The 24,601-nt window shown below is 54.2% G+C and carries 19 protein-coding genes; 17 read left to right on the top strand and 2 right to left on the bottom strand.

All coding sequences use genetic code 11. The annotated features are described in order from the left end of the window. The first annotated feature begins 104 nt into the window (after positions 1-104). The 13 genes from DC28_RS08360 to holA all read left to right on the top strand — a co-directional run bounded on the left by DC28_RS08360 (position 105) and on the right by holA (position 12,220). Positions 105-1,784: a CTP synthase gene (locus DC28_RS08360; protein ID WP_037547724.1), complete on the top strand. Its 1,680-nt coding sequence runs from the start codon at positions 105-107 to the stop codon at positions 1,782-1,784. Between the two features lie 2 nt (positions 1,785-1,786). Continuing rightward, entirely contained in the window at positions 1,787-2,416 is a 630-nt protein-coding gene (lptC, locus tag DC28_RS08355) for an LPS export ABC transporter periplasmic protein LptC (protein WP_037547722.1), read from the top strand. Then, entirely contained in the window at positions 2,388-3,071 is a 684-nt protein-coding gene (locus DC28_RS08350) for a hypothetical protein (protein ID WP_156104633.1), read from the top strand. The genes lptC and DC28_RS08350 overlap by 29 nt, the downstream gene beginning before the upstream one ends. Next, on the top strand, positions 3,064-3,789 hold the full coding sequence (gene lptB, locus DC28_RS08345; RefSeq protein ID WP_037547718.1) for an LPS export ABC transporter ATP-binding protein: 726 nt from the start codon (positions 3,064-3,066) through the stop codon (positions 3,787-3,789). The genes DC28_RS08350 and lptB overlap by 8 nt, the downstream gene beginning before the upstream one ends. An 81-nt stretch (positions 3,790-3,870) precedes the next feature. After that, positions 3,871-5,259, top strand: coding sequence for an RNA polymerase factor sigma-54 (gene rpoN / locus DC28_RS08340; RefSeq protein WP_037547716.1), 1,389 nt, complete (start codon positions 3,871-3,873; stop codon positions 5,257-5,259). Between the two features lie 16 nt (positions 5,260-5,275). Beyond that, the gene (gene hpf / locus DC28_RS08335) at positions 5,276-5,578 is read left to right on the top strand and encodes a ribosome hibernation-promoting factor, HPF/YfiA family (protein ID WP_037547714.1); all 303 of its coding nucleotides are present in this window, start codon (positions 5,276-5,278) and stop codon (positions 5,576-5,578) included. Continuing rightward, positions 5,575-6,600, top strand: a complete 1,026-nt coding sequence (gene hprK, locus DC28_RS08330; protein WP_052078637.1) for an HPr(Ser) kinase/phosphatase — start codon at positions 5,575-5,577, stop codon at positions 6,598-6,600. The genes hpf and hprK overlap by 4 nt, the downstream gene beginning before the upstream one ends. 12 nt (positions 6,601-6,612) lie before the next feature. Next, positions 6,613-6,879, top strand: a complete 267-nt coding sequence (locus DC28_RS08325) for an HPr family phosphocarrier protein (protein WP_037547712.1) — start codon at positions 6,613-6,615, stop codon at positions 6,877-6,879. After that, a complete protein-coding gene (locus tag DC28_RS08320) occupies positions 6,818-7,408 on the top strand; it encodes a hypothetical protein (RefSeq protein WP_162180217.1) in 591 nt (196 codons plus the stop codon). Before DC28_RS08325 ends, DC28_RS08320 begins: the two co-directional genes overlap by 62 nt. Continuing rightward, complete coding sequence (locus tag DC28_RS15485; protein WP_052078636.1) at positions 7,392-9,170, top strand: sensor histidine kinase; 1,779 nt, start codon at positions 7,392-7,394, stop codon at positions 9,168-9,170. Before DC28_RS08320 ends, DC28_RS15485 begins: the two co-directional genes overlap by 17 nt. Further along, the gene (locus DC28_RS08310; RefSeq protein ID WP_037547709.1) at positions 9,167-10,561 is read left to right on the top strand and encodes a sigma-54-dependent transcriptional regulator; all 1,395 of its coding nucleotides are present in this window, start codon (positions 9,167-9,169) and stop codon (positions 10,559-10,561) included. The genes DC28_RS15485 and DC28_RS08310 overlap by 4 nt, the downstream gene beginning before the upstream one ends. Next, the gene (lexA, locus tag DC28_RS08305) at positions 10,558-11,157 is read left to right on the top strand and encodes a transcriptional repressor LexA (protein ID WP_037547707.1); all 600 of its coding nucleotides are present in this window, start codon (positions 10,558-10,560) and stop codon (positions 11,155-11,157) included. The genes DC28_RS08310 and lexA overlap by 4 nt, the downstream gene beginning before the upstream one ends. After that, complete coding sequence (gene holA / locus DC28_RS08300; protein WP_081942072.1) at positions 11,150-12,220, top strand: DNA polymerase III subunit delta; 1,071 nt, start codon at positions 11,150-11,152, stop codon at positions 12,218-12,220. The genes lexA and holA overlap by 8 nt, the downstream gene beginning before the upstream one ends. A 4-nt stretch (positions 12,221-12,224) precedes the next feature. On the opposite strand, the gene uvrC is transcribed toward holA, so the two are convergent. After that, entirely contained in the window at positions 12,225-14,048 is a 1,824-nt protein-coding gene (gene uvrC, locus DC28_RS08295) for an excinuclease ABC subunit UvrC (RefSeq protein ID WP_162180216.1), read from the bottom strand. A gap of 40 nt (positions 14,049-14,088) precedes the next feature. Here uvrC and DC28_RS08290 point away from each other — a divergent pair, with 40 nt between their 5' ends. From DC28_RS08290 to pheT, 4 genes are all read left to right on the top strand, one after another. Continuing rightward, positions 14,089-15,642, top strand: coding sequence for a fibronectin type III domain-containing protein (locus DC28_RS08290; protein ID WP_081942095.1), 1,554 nt, complete (start codon positions 14,089-14,091; stop codon positions 15,640-15,642). A gap of 5 nt (positions 15,643-15,647) precedes the next feature. Next, complete coding sequence (locus tag DC28_RS08285; protein ID WP_037547701.1) at positions 15,648-19,076, top strand: tetratricopeptide repeat protein; 3,429 nt, start codon at positions 15,648-15,650, stop codon at positions 19,074-19,076. Positions 19,077-19,209: 133 nt separating this feature from the next. After that, positions 19,210-20,763 (top strand): phenylalanine--tRNA ligase subunit alpha, encoded by a 1,554-nt coding sequence (pheS, locus tag DC28_RS08280; protein WP_037547699.1) that lies wholly within the window; start codon positions 19,210-19,212, stop codon positions 20,761-20,763. A gap of 29 nt (positions 20,764-20,792) precedes the next feature. Beyond that, positions 20,793-22,565: a phenylalanine--tRNA ligase subunit beta gene (gene pheT, locus DC28_RS08275; protein ID WP_037547697.1), complete on the top strand. Its 1,773-nt coding sequence runs from the start codon at positions 20,793-20,795 to the stop codon at positions 22,563-22,565. A gap of 209 nt (positions 22,566-22,774) precedes the next feature. Here the strand turns inward: pheT and DC28_RS08270 are convergent, their stop codons facing one another. Beyond that, positions 22,775-24,568 (bottom strand): DAK2 domain-containing protein, encoded by a 1,794-nt coding sequence (locus DC28_RS08270; protein ID WP_037547695.1) that lies wholly within the window; start codon positions 24,566-24,568, stop codon positions 22,775-22,777. Positions 24,569-24,601 lie beyond the last annotated feature (33 nt).

Here is a 24,601-nt window from a genome sequence, read left to right as displayed (position 1 = left end):
AAGTCTATGCACCCCCTCATGGGGTGTCAAGCAAAACCAGATTATACGGACGGTCAAAGCTACGGCATTGACAACCCCCTGGGTGCCTTGAATAATGATCACACATGAAGAAGTATATTTTCGTCACCGGGGGCGTTTGCTCCAGTTTGGGTAAGGGAATCGCAGCTGCCTCCGTAGGGAGTCTATTGGAGGCCCGGGGCCTTGTTGTTCGGATGGTAAAGATTGATCCTTACATCAATGTTGATGCCGGCACCATGAGTCCCTACCAACATGGAGAGGTTTTCGTTACCGATGACGGAGCAGAAACCGACCTTGATCTGGGTAATTATTCCCGGTTCACAAATTCCACCCTCAGCCGCCAGAATTCCATCACCACCGGGCAGGTATACCAGGAGGTCATTCAGCGGGAGCGGGAAGGCCGCTACCTCGGCCGGACTGTCCAGGTTATTCCCCATATTACCGACCGGATAAAGCAGCGCATTCTGGCGGTGGGCGAAGAAGCAGAAGTGGATGTTACGATCATAGAGGTCGGCGGAACCGTTGGGGATATTGAAAGCATTCCGTTCCTGGAAGCGGCCCGTCAGATGATCCACGAGATCGGCCATGAAAACGCCCTGTCTCTGCACCTGACCCTCATACCCGAGGTTGCCGGGGGCGAACTGAAGACAAAACCCACCCAGCACTCGGTTAACAAAATGCGGGAAATCGGTATTCAACCGGATATGCTCTTCTGTCGGGCCCCCCATGTTCTTGAAGACGATATGCGTAGGAAAATCGCCCTGTTCACCAACGTGCATTTTGATGCCGTGATAAGCGCCCACGATGTTTCCCGTACGATCTATGAAATCCCCCTCAGCTACCAAAAGCAGAAGGTCGACCAGATCATCCTCCACCGGCTGGGCATCCAGGCCCCGGAAGCCGATATGTCCCATTGGAATAACTACGTCACTACCTACACCAACGCCCAGCGGGTAATCACCATCGGGATGATCGGTAAATACATCGAATTAGCGGATAGCTACAAGTCCGTGGATGAGGCCCTGCTGCACGCCGGGGTAGCCAATGGGGTTCGGGTAGAAATCGAAAAGATCGACTCCGAGGAGCTGGAAAAACTCTATGCCGCAGGCGGCATGGACGCCCTGGGGGACCGGCTCGGCCACCTGGAAGGCGTTTTGGTACCCGGGGGGTTCGGAAGCCGTGGAATTCCGGGGATGGTATTGACCGCCCGGTACTGTCGGGAGCGGGGGCTGCCGTATTTTGGCATCTGTTTGGGAATGCAGATCATGGTTATCGAATGGGCGCGGGATGTCCTTGACTGGGAGGATGCTAATAGCACGGAGTTTGCACCGGACTGCAAGTTCCCCGTGGTGAGCCTCCTGGAAGAGCAGATTGACGTGAAGAACTACGGCGGTACCATGCGCCTGGGGCGCAACGACTCCTATCTCCATGAGGGCACAACCATCGCCTCGATTTACGGCGCCCCGGTTATTGCCGAGCGGCACCGGCATCGTTATGAGGTCTCCAACAAGGTGCGTGCCGATCTAGAACGCTCGGGTCTGCTAATCACCGCTACAACCAAGGACGGCGACCTCGTGGAGAGTGTACAGTGGCCGAACCATTCCTGGGGGCTCGGGGTTCAATATCACCCTGAATTCCTCTCAAAACCCTTAAAAAGTCACCCCCTCTTTACCTCCTTCATTGAAGCTGCGAAACGCAGCACACCCATAGAAGCTGGGAAAAACGGTTCAAATCCTGAAGCTGCGAACCATAGCACGGACAGCTGAGTATGATCACCCGGGGTGTCAACAAAAACATACAGATTAGAACGCAGCCTCGGAAACCCTTGGCCCTGCTTCTTCTCCTGGCTATGGGGTTGACAACCCAGGCCTGCCGTCTGGACTACGGGGCCGATGTAGAAGCCGATTCTCTATCCGATCAGGTGCCGGACATTGAGGTTACCGCCTTCCGGCAGAACATCTACCGCAATAACAGCCTCCTGCTTCGGCTAGAAGCAGATCACTCCCGATCCTATGCCTCTCGAAATCTCCGGGAACTTGAAGGGGTACGGTTTGAGGAGTATTCCCTCAAGGGGGAGGTGGTATCCTACGGTCACGCGGACTTCGCCACCCTCTTCACCGATACCGAGGATGTGGAGCTCCAGGGAAATATTGTGGTATACAGCGATCAGGAGGGGGCGGAGGTCACCGGGGAGTACTTTTATTGGAGTGATTCTAACCGAATGATCACCAGTTTGTCTGATCAGGAGGTCCAGGTGGTTACCGATGACGGAGACCGGATCCAGGGCCGGGGGTTCGCGGCGGACCTTACCGAGAAGTCCATCCGGTTTAGCGGCGGGGTGAGCGGCGAGGTTCAAGCCCAGGAGCAAGATGAATCTTCAAACGATGCCACAGAGTAATACCTTGAGCTTTCTCTCGCTGAAGCGGTGCCCTCTTCGGTGTTTTGCAGTGCTTTTTTTTGGGGTGATTCTCATGCCCCTGGCCAGCGAGACAATCCGGTTTTCCGCCATGACTGTGGAATCGGTAACCGCCGAAGGCCGGGAGAGGACCGTTCTCCAGGGTGATGCCCAGGTAGATACCGAACGAGTCCAGATCAAGGCCCAGCGGATTGAGATCCTCGGCAGCGATCAGCGAACCATCCGGGCCACCGGCGGGGTGCTGATCATAGAAAAGAAGCAGAATCTCACCCTGGAGGGGGACAGCCTGGAATACGACCGTACCTACGACATTCTTCTGGTATCGGGCAATGCCATGCTGGAGGATGCCGATGAGGGGCTGATCGTCCGGGGCGGTATTATAGAAAACCGGGGGGAACAGGAACTGGCCATTATTCAAGTGGGGGTACGGATTCTCAAGGAGGATCTCGTGGCCCGGGCCGAGGTAGTGCAGTACCACCGGAATACCCAGCAGCTTGAACTCTCCGGCAATCCCTTGGTTTTCAGCGACGGGGATGAATACCGGGCGAACCGCATCTCTATCAACCTGGACACCGATGACATCCTCCTAGACGGCCGGGTAACCGGTATCATCGAACAGGAGAATCGAAATGAGTGAGCTCAGGGTTCGAAATCTCAAGAAGCGGTACGGAAAAAAATTTGCCCTGAAGGGTGTGGATTTTTCTATGACCACCGGTGAAATCGTGGGGTTCTTGGGACCGAACGGGGCGGGCAAAACGACCTGTTTCTACAGTATAGTCGGGTTTATAAAGCCCACCGACGGGTTCATCGAGCTGGACCACCACGAAATAACCCACCTTCCCATGTATAAACGGGCGCGGCTCGGAATCAGCTACCTGCCCCAGGATGCCTCAGTATTCCGGAAACTCAGTGTTCAGGACAATATTTGGGCAATCCTGGAAACCCGAAAGGACCTTTCCAAGAAGGAGAAAAGGGAGCGGTTAGAGCTGCTTCTGGAAGAGTTGGGCATACAAGACCGTCGGAACCAACAGGCCTACAGTTTATCCGGAGGGGAGCGGCGCCGTACGGAGATTGCCCGTGCCCTGGCCATCGAACCCAAGTTCCTGCTTCTGGATGAGCCCTTTGCCGGCATCGACCCCATTGCCGTCCACGAAATCAAACAGATAATCTCATCCCTAACCGAACAGAATATCGGGGTTTTAATTACCGACCACAACGTCCGGGATACCCTGGAGATTACCCATCGGTCCTACATTATCTCCCAGGGGGAGATTTTGGTCTCCGGTTCCCGGGAAGAAATCATGGATAATCCCCTTGCCCGGGAGATTTACCTGGGGTCTGCGTTTCGGATGTAACCCTCCGGGGCGATTCTTCGTTTCGTTGACAAAGCAGGATAGCTCAATCACAATTACAGTAGGGTCGTCGAAGGAGTAACAATGCAGATCCAGCGTCCTGCCATGATGCAGGAGCAGAAATTAAAACTAAGCCCCCAGATGCTGCAGGGGATTCAGATATTAGCAATGCCCCTCCAGGATTTACAGGCTCGGATTCAGGAAGAGCTGGAGGTGAATCCTGCCCTCGAGGTGGTGGAGGAGCGTAAAACCGTATCCATCGATGAGTTCTCCGGGAAATCCGGGGATTACGAGGCCTTCGAGAATACCAGTGATCCGGGAAATATCGGAGATTACACGACCTCCTACGGCGGTTATGACGATGAGGCCAGCGAGGCAAAGCGCAAGTTCATGGAGGGGGCCATTGCCCGCCCCGAGAGCCTCCAGGATCACCTCATTTGGCAGCTGCGCCTCCAGCCTCTTCCGGATGAGTTTTTCCAGATTGGAGAATTACTCATACGGAACCTGGATGGAAACGGATTCCACCGGGAAGATCCCCTGGAATTGGTTCCCGAAGAAATGCACCCCGCACTCCGGCAGGTGATGTCCATCATCCAGGGATTTGAACCCCAGGGTACCTGCACTGCCAACTACCAGGATTCTCTCCTGGTTCAGGCCCGGCTTTCCGAAGAAGTAGTGCCATCATCGGTAATTCCGATTTTGGAGCACCACCTGGAGCTTCTGGAAAAAGGAAGGCTCAAGGAGATCGCCAGGCAGCTGAAGGTTCCGGAGCATCAGATTGAGCGGTCCCTTGAGTTCATCCAAACCCTTACCCCCTTTCCGGGGCGGGAATACTCTGCAACCAGTCCCCAGTACGTCATTCCCGACCTGATGATCACCCAAAAGGACGGCGAATTCGTAATCATCCTCAATGATGAGGAAATACCCGTGCTCGGGGTAAATGCCTTTTTTGATGAGGTACTCCAAAGTCAGGGGGATCAGAAGGAGGTGAAACAGTTTGTAACCTCCAAGATCCGGGATGCACGCTGGTTCATCCAGACCCTTCAGCAGCGCAATAAAACCTTGTTAAAGGTCGCCAAGGCCATCGTGGAGTTTCAGCGTGATTTTTTTCTCCGGGGACCGAAGTACATCGTACCCCTGACCCTCCGGGATATTGCCGGGGAGATCGGTGTGCACGAGGCAACGGTGAGCAGGCTTACCAATGGAAAGTATGTACATACCGATTTTGGCCTGTTTGAACTGAAGTATTTCTTTTCTAATGCCGTTGCGGGAACCAACGCCAAGGGCATTCAATACTCGAAGGAGGGGGTGAAAGCGATACTGAAAGAAATTCTTGATTCTGAGCAGGGTGGTACCCTCTCGGACCAGAAGCTTGCCGATCTCCTGAAAAAACGCGGGGTTTCCATAGCCAGGCGGACCGTGGCAAAATACCGCAAGGAGCTCGACATTTCTTCTTCTTACGATCGACCATAATACAACGGAGGCTTGAATGAGAGTAGAGATTAAAGGTGTTCACTACGAACTGACAGAAGATACCCGGGAATTTTTAACAACAAAGCTGAGCAAGCTGGACTTTGCGTCGGACATGATTACCGATCTGCTTTTCACCCTCACGAAAGGTAAGGGAAGCAACGATTGGACTGCGGAGGTAACGGTGAACTTCCGGTTTGGTGTAAGCGCCCATATCTCCGAGCGTGACTATAATCTCCATGAAGCCATCGAGAAACTGATAGATAGACTTGAGCAGAAGGTGCGAAAAGAAAAGGATAAGATTCAGGATCACCATAAATGAGACAGACCTTCACCGTTCTTGATCTACTCAACCTTGATCTGAAAGAACATAATGACCTGGGGCTCCGGTGTATCGCCGGGCGCCAGGGCTTAAGCCGTGAGATTCGGATGCCGGATTTGAACCGTCCCGGCCTGGCTCTCTCGGGTTTTTTTGATAATTTCGGGTATGAGCGGATCCAGATCTTCGGCAGGGGGGAACACGCCTATTTAGAAAAACTGGATGCCCAGGGGAACAGCGATACAATCAGGCATCTATTCGAACAGGGGGTACCCTGCGCGATTTTTACCCATGATCTTTATCCCACCGAACGGTTAATCGCCATTGCCACCGACACGGGTACCCCGGTCTTGCAGACAAGTCTGGCCACATCAGATTTTAACTCCCGGCTTATCCGGGCCCTGAGCAATGTTTTTGCCAAAACCCTGACAACCCACGGGGTTTTGGTGGAGGTGTTCGGTATCGGAATTTTTATTATTGGAGACAGCGGGGTGGGCAAGAGCGAGGCCGCCCTGGAGTTGGTGCACCGCGGACATCGGCTGGTTGCCGACGATGCGGTGGAGATTCGGAATGTATCCGGTAACGTGCTTATCGGCTCCGGAGCCAACAAAGCCCTGGGCCACCATATGGAGATCCGGGGGCTCGGTATCATTAATATAACCCACCTCTTCGGAGTTGGCGCCATACGAGAAACCAAGCAGATTCAGCTGGTGGTAGAACTGGAAAACTGGGACTCCGAGAAGGTGTATGACCGTATCGGAGCAGAAGAGAAGACCACGGAGATCCTGGGAGTCAAGGTTCCCTACCTCCTGGTACCGGTAAAACCGGGGAGAAACATACCGATCATCATCGAAACCGCAGCCATGAATGAACGGTTAAAAAAAATGGGGTATTTTTCCGCAAAAGAGTTTAACCAGAGTGTTATGAAGTGGCTTGAAACGGAAAATGCCCGTAAAATATACATGCAGAAACGGCAGATGATTGAATCTCTCCAGGATAGACTCCGGGGAGATGACTCAGAGTAATACGGAGTATTCATGACTGAACGAGTTGTAACAGTACGGAACAGGGCTGGGATACATGCGCGCCCGGCTGCCCTCATTGTCCAAACCGCAGGGCGCTTTGAATCTAAGATTCTTTTCAAAAAGGAAAATGAAGAGATAAACGCAAAATCCATCATGGGGATCATTACCCTGGGTGCGTCATACAATACAGAGATTACCATCGAAGCAGATGGAGCGGATGAGCAAGATGCAGTGGAGGCCTTGGCGACACTATTCGAAAACCGGTTCGAGGAGCAGTAGGCTCCCAGGGGCATCCCGGTTCCTCGGATTATGGTTCCTCCTATGGATCCTCGGGGAATTTCCCCTGGCCGCTCAATCTACCGGACCGGTCTACCTTCCCCGGCCTGAAGACCCCCTGGGCTTACATGCCAGGTTCGGGCTTTCTCAGGATGACCAGGCCTATGTGGAATCCCTGCTTTTGGGCGGGCAGACCGTACGGCTGACCTGGCGGCTCTACTCCCTCCCTGGGGATTCACTCATCGGGGTCTGGGACCGAAAGTTGAGTTACGACCCCTTTGAAGAACAATACCTGGTTAAAAACGGGGACACCCTGCTGTATAATGCCCCGGCACTCTCCGATGCCCTCCGGCATTTTACCGACCGATCCTTTCTAAGGGTCGGTGTTCCGGGGGACTATCGAATTAGGGTCACCTTTGAGCGGTATGTACTTGATCCGGCTCTGTGGATCCTGTCTGTGCTCATCCCCGGGCGGGTTGAGGTCTTTGATCAGGTTATAACCTTGGGAGATACCGATGGCACGGAACAGTAGCAGCTCTCTGGGGTCCCTGTTGGGGCTGGTTTTTCTCTATGTCTTCATCCTGGCGCTGCTCCTGGTGCTCTCCGTTCAGGTTTTGGAAGGGGTTGAGTTTCAGCAAAATGCCGTTCTCTGGGTGATTTTGGGCATCGCCCTGCTCCTTCCCTTGGTCCTGATTGCCGCGGTAATAATCCGCATTCTCAGACTTGTTCGGGAGCGGAGAAGGGGCCATCCCGGTTCCCGGTTCCGTTACCGGATGTTAGCAAGTTTTGTGGTTATCGTGCTTATCTCAGCAATCCCCCAGGCCGTGCTCTCCTTCAACTTTGTCCGGGTTGCAGTTTCAACCTGGTTCCGTCCGGGGATGGGGCAGGCCCTCGAGGCCGGGTTGGACATGACCATCGACTACTACCAGCAGGAGGTACGTAGGTTGGAGCAATTCGCCGCGTCTGATTTGCTGGACGGTATTTTGGTGGGGGCTGCTTCTGAGCCGGATAGGATCATCCAGAGGATTCGTCAGGTACGACCCGAACTGTCCGCCGTACAATTAGTCGCAGCAAACGGTGTCATCCTCGGACAATGGGGGGGGGCCTCCATGTTGATCCCAGCCCAGGCGGTATTACAGGAGGCCGACGGCAGGATCGTCAGATACAGCCTGGAAAACCATGACATAGTACGAATAAAGCGCAGCTTCCAAGACGGCGGGCGGAGGGTGGTGGTGCTGTTGACCCTGGAAATCAGCCCGGAGTTTGAGGATCGGGCACGGACAATCCAGGAAAATGTTACCTATTTCAATCAATTTAGCCGGAATCAGGCCACCTTTACCTTTGCGGTTCTGTTCTTTTATCTCTTATTCGCCCTGCCCCTTCTCTTGGTGGCGGTGCTTGCCAGCTTCTATTTCAGTGATGAGATCATCAGGCCCATAATGAACCTGGAGGTGGCGACCCAGCGTATTGCTCAGGGTGATTTTTCTTATAGAATTCTTACCCGGGGCAATGAGGATATCGATCATTTGGCTGAATCCTTTAACCGGATGATCCTGGAATTGGACAGGTCCCGGCAAAAACTGGTTCATTCCGAGCGGATTGCGGCGTGGAAAGACCTCGCCCAGCGGCTGGCCCATGAGATTAAGAATCCCCTGACCCCTATCAAGCTGTCCACAGAACGGCTGATTCGGAAATATGAGAGCTCCCCAGAGACCTTCCGCGGGGTTCTCGAGCAATCTGTTTCCCGGATAATCACCGAGGTTGATCGCCTCAGCAGTATGCTTACCGAATTCCGAAACTTCGCCCGTCTGCCGAATCCCGAACCCAGCTGGATACCATTCTCCCCCTTCGCGGAGAGCCTCCAAGGAATGTACTCCGGGTATGCAAATCTCCGGATTGAGGTTTCTGTAGGAACGCCCGATTTACACGTGTTCGCCGATGAACGCCAGTTGCGGCAGGTTCTGGGAAATCTTCTAGCAAACGCGGTAGATGCAATTGGTGAGAGAAGTGGTATGATAAAGCTCGGCGCCTTTAAGGTACAGAAAAGCGGAATCTCGTACTGCAGAATTACCGTGGAAGATGACGGACCGGGAATTGCCGAAGAGCATCGGGATAAGATTTTTACCCCGTATTACACCTCAAAAAAGGATGGGACGGGGCTCGGACTTGCCATTGTGGAGCGGATTATCAGTGATCATCTCGGGCAAATATGGTTCGAATCCACCGAACACCACGGTACACGGTTTTATATCGATCTTCCGGATCCCATGGACGAACAGGAGGGAAAGACATGAGCACCATACTTATTGTTGATGACGAACCGGGTATTAGGGAGGTTCTCCAGGATATCCTCGAGGACGAAGAGTATCAGGTAGTAACAGCCGAGGATGGTGTTGAAGGGCTTCAGATTCTTAAGAGCCGGGTTGTGGATCTGGTTATTCTGGATGTATGGCTTCCCAAGATGGGCGGTATCGAGGTTCTTGAGCATATAAAAGCCGATTATCCGCAGATCGAGGTCATCATTATTTCCGGCCACGCTAATATTGATATGGCGGTGAAGGCTATCAAGCTGGGTGCCTTTGATATGATGGAAAAACCCCTATCCATCGACCGGGTGATAACCCTGGTACGGAACGCCCTCACAGTAGAGGCCTTAAAGCGGGAGAACCGCCAACTGAAACATTCCCTGGATGTCCAGGATGCGATGCTCGGCAAGGCAGCTCAGTTGGATGAGATTCGGGCTATTATTGCCCAGGCGGCTCCAAGCAATGCTACGGTTTTCATTACCGGAGAGAACGGAACTGGGAAAGAACTGGTGGCTCGGAAGGTCCATGAGGGAAGTCCGCGGAGGAACGGGCCTTTTGTGGCGGTAAACTGTGCGGCAATTCCTGAAAATCTCATTGAATCCGAGCTCTTCGGCCATGAAAAGGGGGCGTTTACCGGGGCTGTCTCCCGAAAACGGGGGAAATTCGAGGTTGCCGCCGGGGGAACCCTGTTTTTAGACGAGATTGCAGATCTGTCTCTGTCAGCCCAGGCTAAGATCCTCAGGGCTGTACAGGAATTGAAGATCGAACGTCTCGGGGGTGAGGAGACCATCGATATTAATGTACGGGTGGTAGCAGCTACCAATAAAAACATGCAGACGGAGATCAGCGAAGGCCGGTTTCGAGAGGATTTGTTCTACCGGTTACATGTGGTGCCGGTTGCCGTACCACCCCTGCGGGAGCGGAAGGAGGATATTCCTCTTCTGGGACAGCATTTCTTGGACGTGTTTCAGTTCCAGCTCCTGGGGCAAGATCCCGAAGCCGGGCAGCGGTTTGTTCTCAGGGATGAAGCGGTGGATCGGTTGAAACAGTTTCCCTGGCCGGGAAACGTCCGGCAGTTTAAAAACGTCATGCAGCGTCTGGTCGTCTTCTCGGAGAATCATACCATTCACGCCGAGGCAGTGGATGGTGCATTGGCGGAGGAGCGCCGGGACATCGGTGCCAACAAAGATGGTCTCGGCGGCCTTGATAAATTTTTTGTTATGGGGCTGAATGAAGCAAAGGATGAGTTTGAGCGGCGATACATCCTTCAAAAATTGGAAGAGAACGAGTATAATATCAGCAAGGCTGCCACTGCGATGGGAATCTACCCTAGTAATCTCCACGGCAAAATGAAGAAGTTCGGAATCGAGAAGCCATGAAAAACCTGACTAATCGACAAAAGGAAATCTTGCGTTTTATTGAGTCCTTTATCGATCAGAATAAATATCCCCCGACCATTCGTGAGGTGTCTGATTTTTTTGACATCTCGGTGCGAGGAGCCTATGACCATCTCCAGGCCCTGAAAAAGAAGGGAGTGATCCATACGGATTCCAACCGGAGCAGGTCCATTGAGATTGTTTCTGAGGAGAAAGAGGAGATAGTCCGGAGTGTTCCTATCTTGGGAACCGTTGCCGCAGGTCTGCCGATTTTGTCTCAGGAAAACTTTGAAGGAGCTCTTCCGGTGCCCGCAGGGCTGCTCAAACACGGTGATTATTTTGCTCTTCGGGTCCGGGGTGACAGCATGGTGAATGCCGGGATCATGGAAGGTGATCTGGCCATTGTCCGGCAGGTGCAAACGGCGGATAACGGGCAGATTGTGGTAGCCATGGTAGACGATGCGGTTACCTTGAAGCGGTTTTATAAGGAACGGAACCGAGTCAGACTCCAGGCAGAAAATCCGGCTTATCCCTCCATCTATACCCGGGAGGTCCGGGTTCTCGGAACCCTCTCCCATATTCTTCGAAACTATGAATAACATGTTTCCTGTGTATCTATTTCTCGGTCCTGAATCCGGGGAGAAGGGTGCCGCGGTAAACCGGTTACTGGAGCAGTATCGATCCGCTGCAGGCGGGGAAATAGACACCTATACCCTCTACGGATTTGAGGACAGCCTCTCCAGGCTGGTCGAACTGGCCAGAAATGGTAGTCTTTTTTCCGCCGGGGTCTTCATCCGGTTTCGGAATGCCGAGCAGATCAAGGGAACGGGTGATCTTTCCCTTCTGGCTGAGTACCTTAAGAAGCCGGCCGAGCAAACCCTTGTTGTGTTTGAAAGCGATGAAACCTCATCCCAAAAGACGGCAAGCCTCAAACGTATCGCTGCCAAGACCCCTAAATCCGCCCAGAAGGTATTTTGGGAGATGTTTGAAAACCAGCGCCAATCTTGGCTGATCAACTATATTCGGAGTAAGGGCAGTACAATCAGTACCGAAGCAGCTGAGCTGTTTCTTGATCTTGTCCAGAATAATACCGAACAGATGGCCCATGAGGCGGATAAATTGATATTGCTCCATGGTATATCCTCCGGAGATGGCCAACAGATCGGTGAAATTGTTGCCGAAGATATCGAGCAGTACATCTACCATAGCAAGGAGGAAAATCCCTTCACCATCTTTAAGTATGTGGTGGAGCGGGATTTTTCCCTGTCCTTGGAGGGGCTGCAAAAGGTTTTTGCGGCCGGGGATTCCATGGGGATCGGGATCATGGCGGGGCTGCTTCGGCAGTTCCGGGTGCTGCTTGGGTTAAAGAGCGATTACCCCCGGGGCGTACCGAGCCAGGAGGGTCTCAAAAAACACGGGGTTGTGTTTAAGCGCAGCCAGGCGATATTCGCCCAGGGGTTACGAAATTTTTCTCTCATCGAACTGGGCCGGATTGTCCGGTTAGCGGGAGAATACGAGTTTGCCCTCCGGGAGCACCGCCCGGCGATGCATTGTCATTTGCTTTCTCTCTTCTGTTACCAGGCTGTGGTACGGGGAGGGGCCGGGGAGGTTCTGTATCGGAAAATCCCCGCCGGCGACAGAATTTTTCAACCCGGCGCTTGACCAGCTAATCCGAGAAATCTGTATCAAGGATCTCCAGGGGGTTCGAGATTCGGCCGAGCTGATGTTCTAATGCGGTTGCTGCGGCCAGGGGAATCCCGCAGTCCTGGGAGATTTCCTGGGCGGTTTTATCCCGGATAACCTTCATACTCGTATACCGCTGCAGTATCTTTTTTGCCCTGGCAGGACCAATACCGGGAATAGATTCCAAGGTTTCAAGATGGAGGTCTCCGGAGCGAAGGCGTTGATTCAGACCGGTGGCAAAGCGGTGGGCCTCATCACGGACATTCTGAAGAATACGGAGCGCCGGGTGGCCCGGGGGTAGGGTGATGGACTTCGATCTGCCGGGGAGGAAAATCTCCTCCTCCTGCTTTGCCAATCCGAGGATTGCCAGGTCTCCCAGGCCGAGGCTATCGAGAATCGATTTGGCAGCGCTCAACTGCCCCTTGCCCCCGTCTATAAGGATGAGATCGGGCATGTCCCGATCCTCATTGAGAAGCCTGCTGTATCTTCTGGCAACCGCCTCACGCATGGATTCAAAATCATCTATTCCCCCGTCCAGGGTCTTGATTTTATAATATCGGTATTGGGCTTTATCGGGTTTCCCCTGATGAAAACTGACCAGGGATGCAATGGTGTGTTTGCCATGGAGCTGAGCAATATCGAAGCCCTCAATACGCAGGGGGAGGGAGGGAAGCTGTAGTATCCTCTGTAACTCCTCCAATGCAGGCAGGCTGCCGAGTTCATGAATCCGCTTGAGCCCATCCTGCCTGGCGTTTTCCCTGGCCATCTCCAGGATGGAACTATCACGGTCAGATTCGGGTATTTCCGCCCTAATGGCAGATGCCAATTCGCTGGAAAAGAACTCCTGAATCGCCGGAAGAACGTCCGGTTCACCGAGGTACACCACCGCCGGACGCCGGTCATGCTGGCTGTAGTATTGGGTGATAAACTGAAGCAGATTTTCTGAGTCTTCGCCGTAACCTTGGCTGCGGAACATATCGGTACCCGCCAGCTTCCCCTCCCGCATCTGCAGGACTACAAAACTATGGTACTGGTCCTGGTTGTACCAGCCGATGTAATCCCGGGTTTCCTGGTCATAGTCCACCACCTGCTGCTCTGCAAAGACCTCCTCCATGGCCTGAATGACATCCCGATAGTATGCCGCATCCTCAAACTGAAGGTTCGCGCTGGCTTTTTTCATGTCCCGCTCAAATTCCTTTATAAGGGTCTTCGGCGGTTTGGAGAGAAGCCGGGCAACCTTTGCGACCCGCTTCCGATAATCTTCTTTGGAAATGAGACCGGCACAGGGTCCCGGACATTTTCCAATATGGTAGTACAGGCAAGGTGATTCGCGTTTTTTAAGGGGTCCGCGGCATTTTCGGAGGGGATATAACCGGTCGATCACCTCAAGATAAAGTTCAATGGCTTTTATATTGGTGTATGGCCCGAAGTACTGAGACCCGTCCCGAATAATCCGTCGTGTTCTGAAGACCCGGGGGTACGCATCATTAGTAATGCGGATCACCGGATAGGTTTTCCCATCCTTCAGGTTGATATTGTACCGGGGGGTGTATTCCTTGATGAGGTTGTTTTCCAGTATCAGGGCCTCGTACTCACTCTTGGTGACCAAAAAGTCGATATGGTGAACCTTGCTGACCAACACCGCCGTTTTCGGGTCCTTGTGGCCCGTGAAGTAAGACCGTACCCTATTCCTGAGGTTCTTTGCTTTTCCCACATAAATGATGGTTCCCTTAGGGTCTTTCATGAGATAGACCCCGGGATCCCGGGGAAACTGTTTCGCTTGACTATGCAGAGTTTCAGTTTTCATGCCGATAGTAAGATACAGCGAGTTGTAAGGAAAATAAACTATGAAGCCAGGGGCACGGATCAGAATGAATATGAAGGAATTATTGGTGTGGCTCACCACCATGGCTCTCCTGGGAGGTGCTGCCAGCAGCCTCCAGGCCCAGGCCGGAGAGGCTGTGGTAGATTTGATGCACCAGGGTGAATTTGCCCGGCAGGAAGAGATAATGCGGCGCAGCGGCGCTGCCGGAGAGGAAGAAATTACGATCCGCGATGCGGTGCATCACATGGATGAAGACACCGATTTATTACTTTCTTTCGATGACGGACGGGCGGATGTTCAGGGTGCCTACCAGCTCATTTCTTTTCAAGGGTACCTGCAAAAGGATCTTCATGCCCTGGGGAACGGGGCTGTGGTATTCCTGGATTCCAGCGCAGGCATGGTTTTGGAACCCCGGCAGGGAAGCATGTTTCAGCCAGGGACCTATTTGGGGGCCTTCAGCATAGAGTTTTGGTTTTACTCGGGAGCCCCGCGGGAAGGGGGGGAGGTACTGGCTTGGCAGGGTTCAAGCTGGATTGGGACCGAGCCGCTTTTTCAGAAAATCCTTGTCAGCCTTCAGGATCGACGCCTGACCTGGAATCTGGAGAATTTCTTCGTCCGGGGTGAAATCGGAGATCAAACCGACGGATTCACCGGATTGCCCGTTGTGCTTCGGCAGCGTAGAGAGTTGATTCCCCGAACCTGGAGTCATCACCTGTTGCGATACAATCCGGACCGCAGTGTGTTGGAGTATCTGGTGAACGGGGTGCCTGAATCGGTGGTCCATGTGACCGATACCGGGGATCAGACCGGAACTCCCTTCAACCCGTATGTGGGCGAACTCAGCGAACCTGCGGTTCGCATCGGCCAGTACCTCAACGGAGCTGTTGATGAGTTCCGGATAAGCCGAACCTGGAGGGAGCCGGATCAAAGTAGAACCGGCGATCTTGAACGAGGCCGTCTTATTTACCGGCCTCTGGATCTGTATTATCCCGGCGCCAGGGTTCAGGGGGCGCAGGTGGAAGGCCGAACCCCTGGCGCTACAGAGATCAGAACCTATTTCTTTCTCAGTGATTACCTGGAGGATCCCGGATTTAGCGATCCGCGCTGGCAGCTGCTAGATGTCCAAGGAGGCCTTAAAGAGGTCTCCGAAGATCCCCGGCCTGCCTACCGGGGGAGATTTCTCTACACCATGGTCGAGCTGCTCCCCGATGGGGTCAGGGAGAATAAACCCGGTCTCCGGAGTCTTTCTGTCGAATATCGAACCGACCCGGTTCCCCCGGCACCCCAGGGAGTACGGGTGAGCAACACCGAGGACGGTGTGCTCTTAGAATGGAATCCGGTACTACGGGGTAACCCCGAGGGTTACATGGTGTTCTTCGGAACGGGACCGGATACCTATTTCGACCAGAACCCCCGCAGGGTGGAGCAGGGGAATCAGGCGCTTATCCAGGGCCTCCAGCCCGGTAGAGTGTATTATTTTAGGGTAGGTAGTTATAATTATTCCAACAATCCCCAGCGGGGGGCTCATATTCCCCTGGAATTATCAAGTGAAGTTCATATTCGGGCTGAAGGATAGAGTGCATGGTAAAAACAGTTTTAGAAGATTTAATGACCCGGGCAACACGTGCCTACGCCCTCCAGGACCTGGAAACCGCTGAAAAATATGCCAAGGAGGTAATGGCGAAGGCCTCCTACGCTGCCTCCCCGCACATTCTCATGGGAATGGTTCTGGGGTCCAGAAAGGAATACAAGCGAGCCATCGGTGAGTTTCATCGCGCCCTGGAACTCAGGCCTGGGAATATTGAAGCATTGAACAACCTCGGTGTGATGTACCGATTCAACGGGGAACTCGGAAAGGCCGAGCAGGTTCTCATGGAAGCCCGGGAAAACCATGGTGAGAGGGCGGATATCTCCTACAACCTGGGGAATGTATACAAGCAGCAGAAACGGTTTGCCGACGCGGTGGAGTCGTATAGCCATGCAATCACCCTGGATCCCGACCTCATGATGGCCTATAACAACCTGGGAACCCTGTATGAGCAGCAGGGCGACTACCACTCTGCCCTGGAAGTCTACAACAGGGGGTTGGATCAGGACCCGAACCATCCCATGATCCTCTATAACCGCGGGGTGGTTCTCCAACACCTGGATTCCTACAATGATGCTGAAAAGGATTTCGAGCGTGCCCTTTCCCTCCGGCCTGGTTGGATTGACGCCCTGAATAATCTGGGAATAATCCGGCAACATCTGGAAAAATACGATGAGAGTGAGCAGGCGTTTAAAGAAATTCTATCTTTGGATGATTCTAATGTCCGGGCAAAGAACAACCTTGCAACAACCTATGCCCGCCAAGGAAGACAGGACGAGGCAATTCAACTCTACAAGAGCGCCCTGGATAACGCGCCGGAATATGAACGTGCCGCAGTAAATCTCGGGCACCTCCTCGAACATTCCGATCGTGAAGGAAGCTCGGCAGCGGATCTGCAAACCCTCTATGACAGGAATCCGGAAAATCCCGAAATTGCCTACCATTACGCCCAAGCCCTGAGGAAGCGCGGAGATATCACTGAAGCCAAGGCTGTCCTTGATTCGTTTCAGCGAAATGGAAACCAAACCCCCGAAATGGACAGGCTTATGGGGATTATTTCCCTTCTGGAAAATGACCGGACCCAGGCTCAGGAGTATTTCGACCGGGCCCGGAAGCTGGGAAGCCGTAAGCCGAAAAATCAAACCCTGCTCAATGAAAAACCCATAGCACCCGCCCATGCTGAAGCCATGGCCTGGAACGAGGGCGGCGAATATCAGCGTGCCAAAGAAATCCTCACTGCCTACCTGGAGCAGACTCCGGAGGATCGTGCCGCAGCGGTCTACCTCGTATCCATCATGCTGGACCACCGGGAGTACGAACAGGCCTTGGGGCAGTTGGAAGGTCTTAACGCCCGAATTCCCGGGGATGCAGAGATACTCAGCCTCATGGCCCGTACCTACCAAAATCTTGGAATGCGGGCCGAAGCCCTGGGTGCAGCGGATGAACTTATCAGCCTCCAAGGAAAGAGGGCAACCCCGGATGACCTCACCAGCCTGAACCAGAGTCTGGAACTGTATGAAGAGGCGGTATCCGCATACCAGGATGAACACGGCGAAGCCTGGCACCGAAGCCTATCTGCTTTAGGCAAATTCGGCAGCGCCGCTGCGGCGAGCAGCGATGGGCTCGATATGGACAATCCCCAGGGGATTGACGAAGATATCGTTCCTGTTCTGGATTTCGGCGACACCCAATCTCTCATTGATGAAGAATTTTTATTTGAAGAAGAGGGACTGGAAATAGACGAAATCCTTGAGGAGCCCGAGCAGGATGAAGAGCAACCTGAGCCGGAGTCCGGCTACGCAAACCTGGGATCCGGCGTCACCCCGGGATCCCAGTCCGGCGGTTACCCAGGATCAAGATCTGAGCAGCCCGAACGCGATATCTCAGAACCCTTTATGAATATGGTAGACGAGCCCACTGTCCGCCGTTCTCCTGAAGATGATCTCCGGGCACCCCAAGGTCAGTCCGGAGGCTATGCTGATTCAGCAGCACCGGAGGGCTACCAAGAGCCTCCCCAGCCTGCCTTTCCTCCGCCGGGATATCCACCCCGGCAACCGGTCCAGCCCCCCCAGCCGCCTGCTGCCCCCTATCCGGCCCAGACCCAGGCCCCCCAGACCCCACCCATACCACCCCAGGCGCAGCCCGGACCCCAGGCTCAAACCCCGCCTCCCCCGGCCCCCGAACGACCCCCGAGCACGCCTCCGAGGCAGGAGCAGCCACCCCAGCCGCCCCAAGCACCTGCCCCCCAACCCCAGGCACCTGAACAGACCCAGCCGCCCCAAGAATCATACCCACCCCACCGGCAGAATTGGGATGAACCCGAGGAATACGCCCCGCAGCCAGCTAACGAATCCCCTCGGGAACCCTACTCAGATGACGCCCTCACCCCCCATCACGGGGAAGACGATGGGCAGATTCAAACCGTACCCGGGGACACCCCCCCCGAGCAGGATGGAATCCATCTGGAAGATGACTTTATTACCGAGGAAACCGAGCCGGAATTCGATGGTGCTATCGATCCCGAGGAAGAATTGATTTCCGAAGGTGATTTTGAGCCCCTGGATGCAGCCCTCTTTGACGAGGAACCCGAGCTTGAGCCCGAACAGGACTCGGCGGCCAACCAGACATCTGAGGCTGACCAGGCACTGGAGACCCCGACTGGGACGGAAGCGGAGACAGATGAAAAAACGGAAGCTGAGGCAGAAGCAGAAACGGAAGCTGAGGCAGAAGCAGAGCCCGATTTAGCAGAATCCGGAGCAGAGCCGGATATGGATCTCGCATCCCTAGGGAATCAGGGAACCGATACTGAGAAGGAATCCCGAGAAGAACTGCCCCTGGGAGATCAGCAGCCGGTTTCTGAATCCCAGCCGGATCGCCGTCCCGCCTCAGCCCAATCCCCCCCTGGGCCGCCAAGCGCATTCCCGGGCAAGACCCCGCCCGCGGGGCAGGACCGCCGAGGAAGCCGCAGTTCCGGTGTGGACCCCCAGCGTCAAATCGGTCTGTTTGACTATCTGCTGAAGCTCACCGATGAACTGCCGGAATCGATCCGCGCGGAATTTGCCGCCAGCGGAACCAAGGACCTGTTACGCCGGGTGAACAAGAGTTTGGCAAGTCAGGCTCAGGGGGATTCCCCTGTCCCGACAACCCCAAGGGCTTCGGGGAGGCCGGAAACGGTGTCCCCCAATCCCGCGGGTTCGCATCCCTCCCAATCCCATCCTGTCCCGCCCGCGCCATCCCAGGCTCCGAAGCAAGCCCAGGCTCCGAAGCAAGCCGCTCCCGCGGAAGAGCAGCCCAAGGTCGGCCGAGCCTTCGGACTGCTGACGGAAATGGCTGCCATTCTTCCCAAAGAAGACAGCGAGCCTATCAGAGCCCGCCTCCGGGCGATTTACCACCGGATGGAGGAAATTCGAGGCCGGAGCTGAGCCCTCCTGCTTCGACAGGTGACCCCGGGAGCGAAATGCTTTACAATACCACCTCTTTCGGATATTTATTGTAGTACACCCCGGGTATGTGGTCGGGAAACCCGACTCTACATACCAGGAATAGGAGTTTGTCATGAATCCAGATGCAGTCATTAAAACCTTGCATCCCCTGGAAGTTAAAGCCCTTTACGCCGCGCAGGAAGGAAAGGCATTCCATGCCCAAGATTTAGTCGATGCCCTGGAATGGAAGACCGGGCAGGCAAACCAGGCAATCAGCTGGCTTACAGGCAAGGACTGTCTCCGGGAGGTGAACCGGATAACGAAGGTCTACTTTGAACTCACCGACCTGGGTAGGGATTATCTCTCCCAGGGGACACCCCTGGAGCGTATTCTGACCCACCTGGAGCAGAAGGGGCCAGCATCGCTTCCAGAGCTCGCCCAAGCTCTTTCCCTTGAGAATAAGGATGTGGGATCCGCTTTCGGGAGCCTCTCCAAACAGGGTGCGGTAAAAATGAATGCCCAGAAGCAGGCCGAGTATGTCTCCCGGGAAAAGGCTCAGGATCTGATCCCCATCCGGGCAATTCTTGATAAGGCTGGAACCGCTCCTCAGGGCATCCTCATGGAAGACCAGCTTGATCCTCAGGAGCGGACCACCATGGATGGTTTGGCAAAGAAGCGCGGTGCTTCCTCAGCTCCCTTTAAAATGGTAGAGCGGGAAATTGTTTCTTATGAGATTACCCCCACCGGACTCCAGCTTCAAGCCGCACTCAGCAAGGCGGGGATTACCGGAGAAGAATTAGGCGGTCTGACCACGGCCATGCTGAAAACCGGTTCCTGGAAGAAGGGTTCCTTCCGACCCTACAATATTTCCCTTCCTCCGGGTCGTATCGCCATGGGTCGACGCAATCCCTACTGTGAATACCTTGATTGGGTCAAGGATAAGCTGGTGGGTCTTGGGTTTGAGGAATTCGACGGTCCCTTGGTGGAAACCGAGTTCTGGAACTCAGATGCCCTTTTTATGCCCCAGTTTCACAGCGCAAGAGATATCCATGATGTGTATTATGTGAACGAGCCGCGGTCTGCTCGGGAGATTGAGCAGCCCTTCCTTGATAATGTCGCGGCTGCCCATGAAAACGGCGGCCAGACCGGAAGCCGGGGCTGGCAGTACGGATTCGACCGGGAATTTACCAAACGCCTTATTCTCCGTAGTCAGGGCACGGTAATGTCTGCTAAAACCCTCCAGCGTGCCCAGGTACCTGGAAAATACTTTGGTGTACTGCGATGTTTCCGTTACGATCAGGTGGATGCGACCCACCTGTCGGATTTCTATCAGACAGAGGGTATCGTGCTAGGCGACGATGTGAATCTGAAGAACCTTCTAGGACTGCTGAAGATGTTCGCAGAACAAATTGCCGGGGCCACAGAGGTAAAATACGTACCGGGATACTTCCCCTTCACTGAACCGAGTGTAGAGGTGCATATAAAACACCCGGTTCTCGGTTGGTTTGAACTCGGCGGTGCGGGAATCTTCCGGCCCGAGGTTACCAAACCCATGGGTGTGGACGTTCCCGTTCTCGCCTGGGGACTCGGAATTGACCGTATGGCCCTGATGCACCTGGGGCTGAATGACCTTCGGGAGCTTTTCACCCCGAACATCGAGCATGTCCGGCTGCGCCGGAAGCAGTAAGGCCGGACTACCAGAACGAGGAGCATGAAATGCCAAAAATTGAAGTTTATGAAGATGCCCTTTTCTCATATGTAGGAAAACGATATACCCCGGAAGAACTTGAAGAGATCTTTCCTGCGGCAAAGGCTGAGCTGGATGAGCAGACCAACGAAGATGGGATCATGAAGGTGGAATTGAACGATACCAACCGCCCGGATCTCTGGTCGGCCGCAGGGTTGGGACGTCTACTCCGGGTGTACCGGGGAGAGAAACCCAACCGTTACACCTTCCTGTCCACCCGGACGGAGACCCAGGATCCCGGTACCAGGGTCGTAAAGGTCGAACCCAGTGCCGCCAGTGTACGCCCCTACATCGTAGCCTTCGCGGCTAAGGGATCGCCGGTGGACGAGGCGGGACTCAAGGACTTGATCCAAACCCAGGAGAAACTCTGCTGGAATTTCGGACAGAAACGTCGGGCCGTTGCCATGGGGATTTACCGGTCTGAACTCATATCCTACCCTGTGTACTACCAGGGAGCCGATCCGGATACCACCGCCTTTGTACCCCTGGGAATGGAGAACCAGTTGACCCTTCGGGAGATCCTGGAGAATCATCCCAAAGGCCAAGAATACGGCCACATTGTTGCCGATGCACCCCTGTTCCCCTTCCTCAAGGATGCTGAGGATCAGGTTCTCAGTTTTCCTCCCATCATTAACAGCGCTCACATTGGTGCTGTGGAAGAGGGGGACTCCGAGTTGTTCGTAGAACTTACCGGCACCGATCTACGATCCCTGCTGCTGGCGGCAAACATTGTCGCCTGTGATATGTCCGATGCCGGATTTGAGATCCTGCCCGTGGCGGTTGAGTATCCCCAGGCATTTCCCGCTGATCTCGAATTCGGGACGGCAATGGTTACACCCTACTACTTTCAGGAGCCCCAAACCACCAGTCTTTCAGCTGTAAATAAGCTCCTGGGAGAAACCCTGAGCGTTCGGGAAGTGGCTGCCGCCCTTGAACGGTTGGGTAATACAGTGGAGTTGGAGGGTGAGTCTCTCAGGGTTATTCCGGCACCTTATCGGAACGACTTTCTCCATGCCGTAGATATCATCGAGGATGTCATGATCGGCCGGGGAATGGACAGCTTTACTCCCGAGCTACCCCGGGATTTTACCGTGGGAGCGCTGACCCAGGTTGAGGAACTATCCCGCAAAATCAAAGGGCTCATGGTAGGCCAGGGGTTTCAGGAGATGATTTACAACTATCTGGGATCGGGTAGGGACTACATCTACCGTATGCATCCCGGTATGCAGGAATTCTTAGCGAACCTGGAAGAGGGGCAAACCCTGGAAGCATTCATTACGGATCCCAGCATTGTTCGGGTGATGAATCCCATGAGCGAGAACTACGAGTATGTACGGAATTCAATCCTGCCTTCCCTGCTCAGCAGCGAGGCCGTATCCGGCAACGCCGTCTATCCCCACCACATTTTCGAGGTTGGGAAGGTGGTAAAGATCGACTCCGGAGAAAACTACGGTTCAAAAACCCTTACCAGTCTCGGCTTTCTATCCGCTGATCCTGAGGCGGGATTCAACCTGGTGTACAGCCAGTTCAACGCCCTGGCCTACTACATGGCCTGGGACTATCAGGTGCAGGAATCCGAGGATCCCCGGTTTATCTCGGGGCGGTGCGCTGATATCCTCGTGGGTGGAAAAAAAGTCGGGGTTTTCGGGGAGATTCATCCCGGTGTTCTTGAGAATTGGGGAATCACCATGCCCTGCAGCGCCGGAGAAATCGATATAGAATCGGTGTTAGAGGCCCGGTAAGGGCCCGGCATGTTAGTCTAGGGGATTATAGTGTGCAAAAGGTTCTACCATTGCACCCCGTCGACACCACCCATGGGTTTAGTTATTGGTTGCGCCGCTATATCTGGTGTAGTTTACAACCTTTTGCGCACTCCATTAGGGATTGGGTAAGCCTGGGAACATCCAGGCTGTCCTCTAATGGCGCAGGGGGAAGACCTGTTGCAGCCTGGCTATTTCTTATAGAGCAGCCCCAGGTTTACGGCGCCTAGCCCGGCATGGGCGCCGAGAACCGGAGAGATCTCTGAAATAAAGCTGCTCTTCACACCGGTCGCTTGTTCTATCTCCCGGGCTACCCACTCCGCTTCTTCCTGCGCTGCAGCATGAACCACAGAAAAGCTTTGGATTCCCCGTTCCTGATGGCCCCGGATGACCTGATCGATAATCTTCTTTAATGCGCCTTTATAACTGAAAGCCTTATCCCGGAACCGGCTGGCACCCTCGGGGGTAACGCCTATAATAGGCCGCATTCCCAAGAGCTTCCCGATGCCGCCCTTGAATTTACTTACCCGGCCGCCCCGAATGAAATTATTCAGACTGGGTGTGGTTACCCACATGTCGGTCCTGTGGGACAGATTATCCAGAAGTTCGACAACCTCCTCATGGCTCTTTCCCTCTTCAATCGCCTGGGCCGCTTCCAGTACCATGAGTCCCAGGGAAGCAGAGATGGTCTTGGAATCCAGAACAGAAATCTTTGTACCCTCAATTTGAGATGCCTCTTGTGCACTGGTGTTATAGGTACCGCTCAGGGGGCGGGAGATATGCACTGCAATAATGGAATCGTAATGGCTGCTCAGGTGACCGTAGAGTCTGCTAAAAATAGAAGGCGAGGGTTGGCTTGTTGTGGGGAAGTCGCTCTCCTCATCCAGGAGACGGTAGAACTGCTCAGACTTCAGGGTGAGTCTATCCAGGAAGCTGCTATCACCGAAGTTTATGGTCAGGGGAGCCATGTGAATTTGGTGCTCATCCAAGAGTTCCGGCGGAAGATCGCAGGTGGAATCAATAACAAGGCCAATCCTGGCCTTGGGGCTTTTCATCATCTGGAATTGCCGGAACATATCGTCTACCTTCTGGTTAGAGACGGTACCGAACTGCTTAAGCCGGTAGAAGACCTCGGCGGGATTGTTGCTATGAATGTGGATTCTGGCATGAGGACCGCCCCCGGCCACAATCAAGCTGTCTCCGAGATCGTTGAGTGCCTCCCTGACACCGCCGGCGGCGATATCTGTACCGGATACAATACCCTCGGTACAGAACCTGAAGCTTAGATCTTCCAGGTCTTCCAGGTCGGCATGGGGATCCTCATCCACAGCCAGGCTCCCCGAGATGGCAGGCCGATCGTGAAGATGATCCACCTCCGCCCCAGCCTCCAGGAAGTCGTGGAACCCTGAGATAAAGTTCACAAACCCCCGGGCGCCGGCATCGGTAACCCCGGCTTTCCGGAGATGTTCGAGCTTATACATGGTATCTTGTAGGCTCTGTTTCGCCCGGTCCAGGGTACGTCGGAATAGGTTGGGATAGTCTTTAACGTGATTGAGTTCTTCCTTGATGGAGTGTGCCCAGTCGCGCATAACGGTGAGCATGGTACCCTCTACCGGGTTCGATATGGCCTCGTATGCTCTGGTTACGGCATGGTTCACCGAATCAACAAACTGCTCAAGGGTAATTCGGCTTTGATCCCCCACAGCCTCGGCCATTCCGTTAACAAACTGGGCGAAGAGTATTCCCGAGTTTCCCCGGGCTCCTACCAGGGCGGATTGTGCCAGGGACCGCATGGTAGCCCCGGCGTCGTTATGGATTTCTGTGTTTTCTATAATGCTTTTCAGAGTATAGGATAGGTTGGACCCGGTATCGCCGTCAGGTACGGGAAAGACGTTCATCCTGTTTAGGATCTCCCGCTCGGCAATCACTGCCTCGCCTCCAGCCGCGAATGCATAGTAAAGTTGTTTTCCGGTAATAAAATTCATTCCTTCCTCCTGATCCGGTGTGGCTACCGGTGG

This window comes from Spirochaeta lutea (genome assembly GCF_000758165.1).
Lineage (GTDB): Bacteria > Spirochaetota > Spirochaetia > DSM-27196 > Salinispiraceae > Spirochaeta_D > Spirochaeta_D lutea.
Note: the sequence above shows the minus strand (reverse complement) of the source record. Positions and strands in the feature narration are given on the sequence as shown.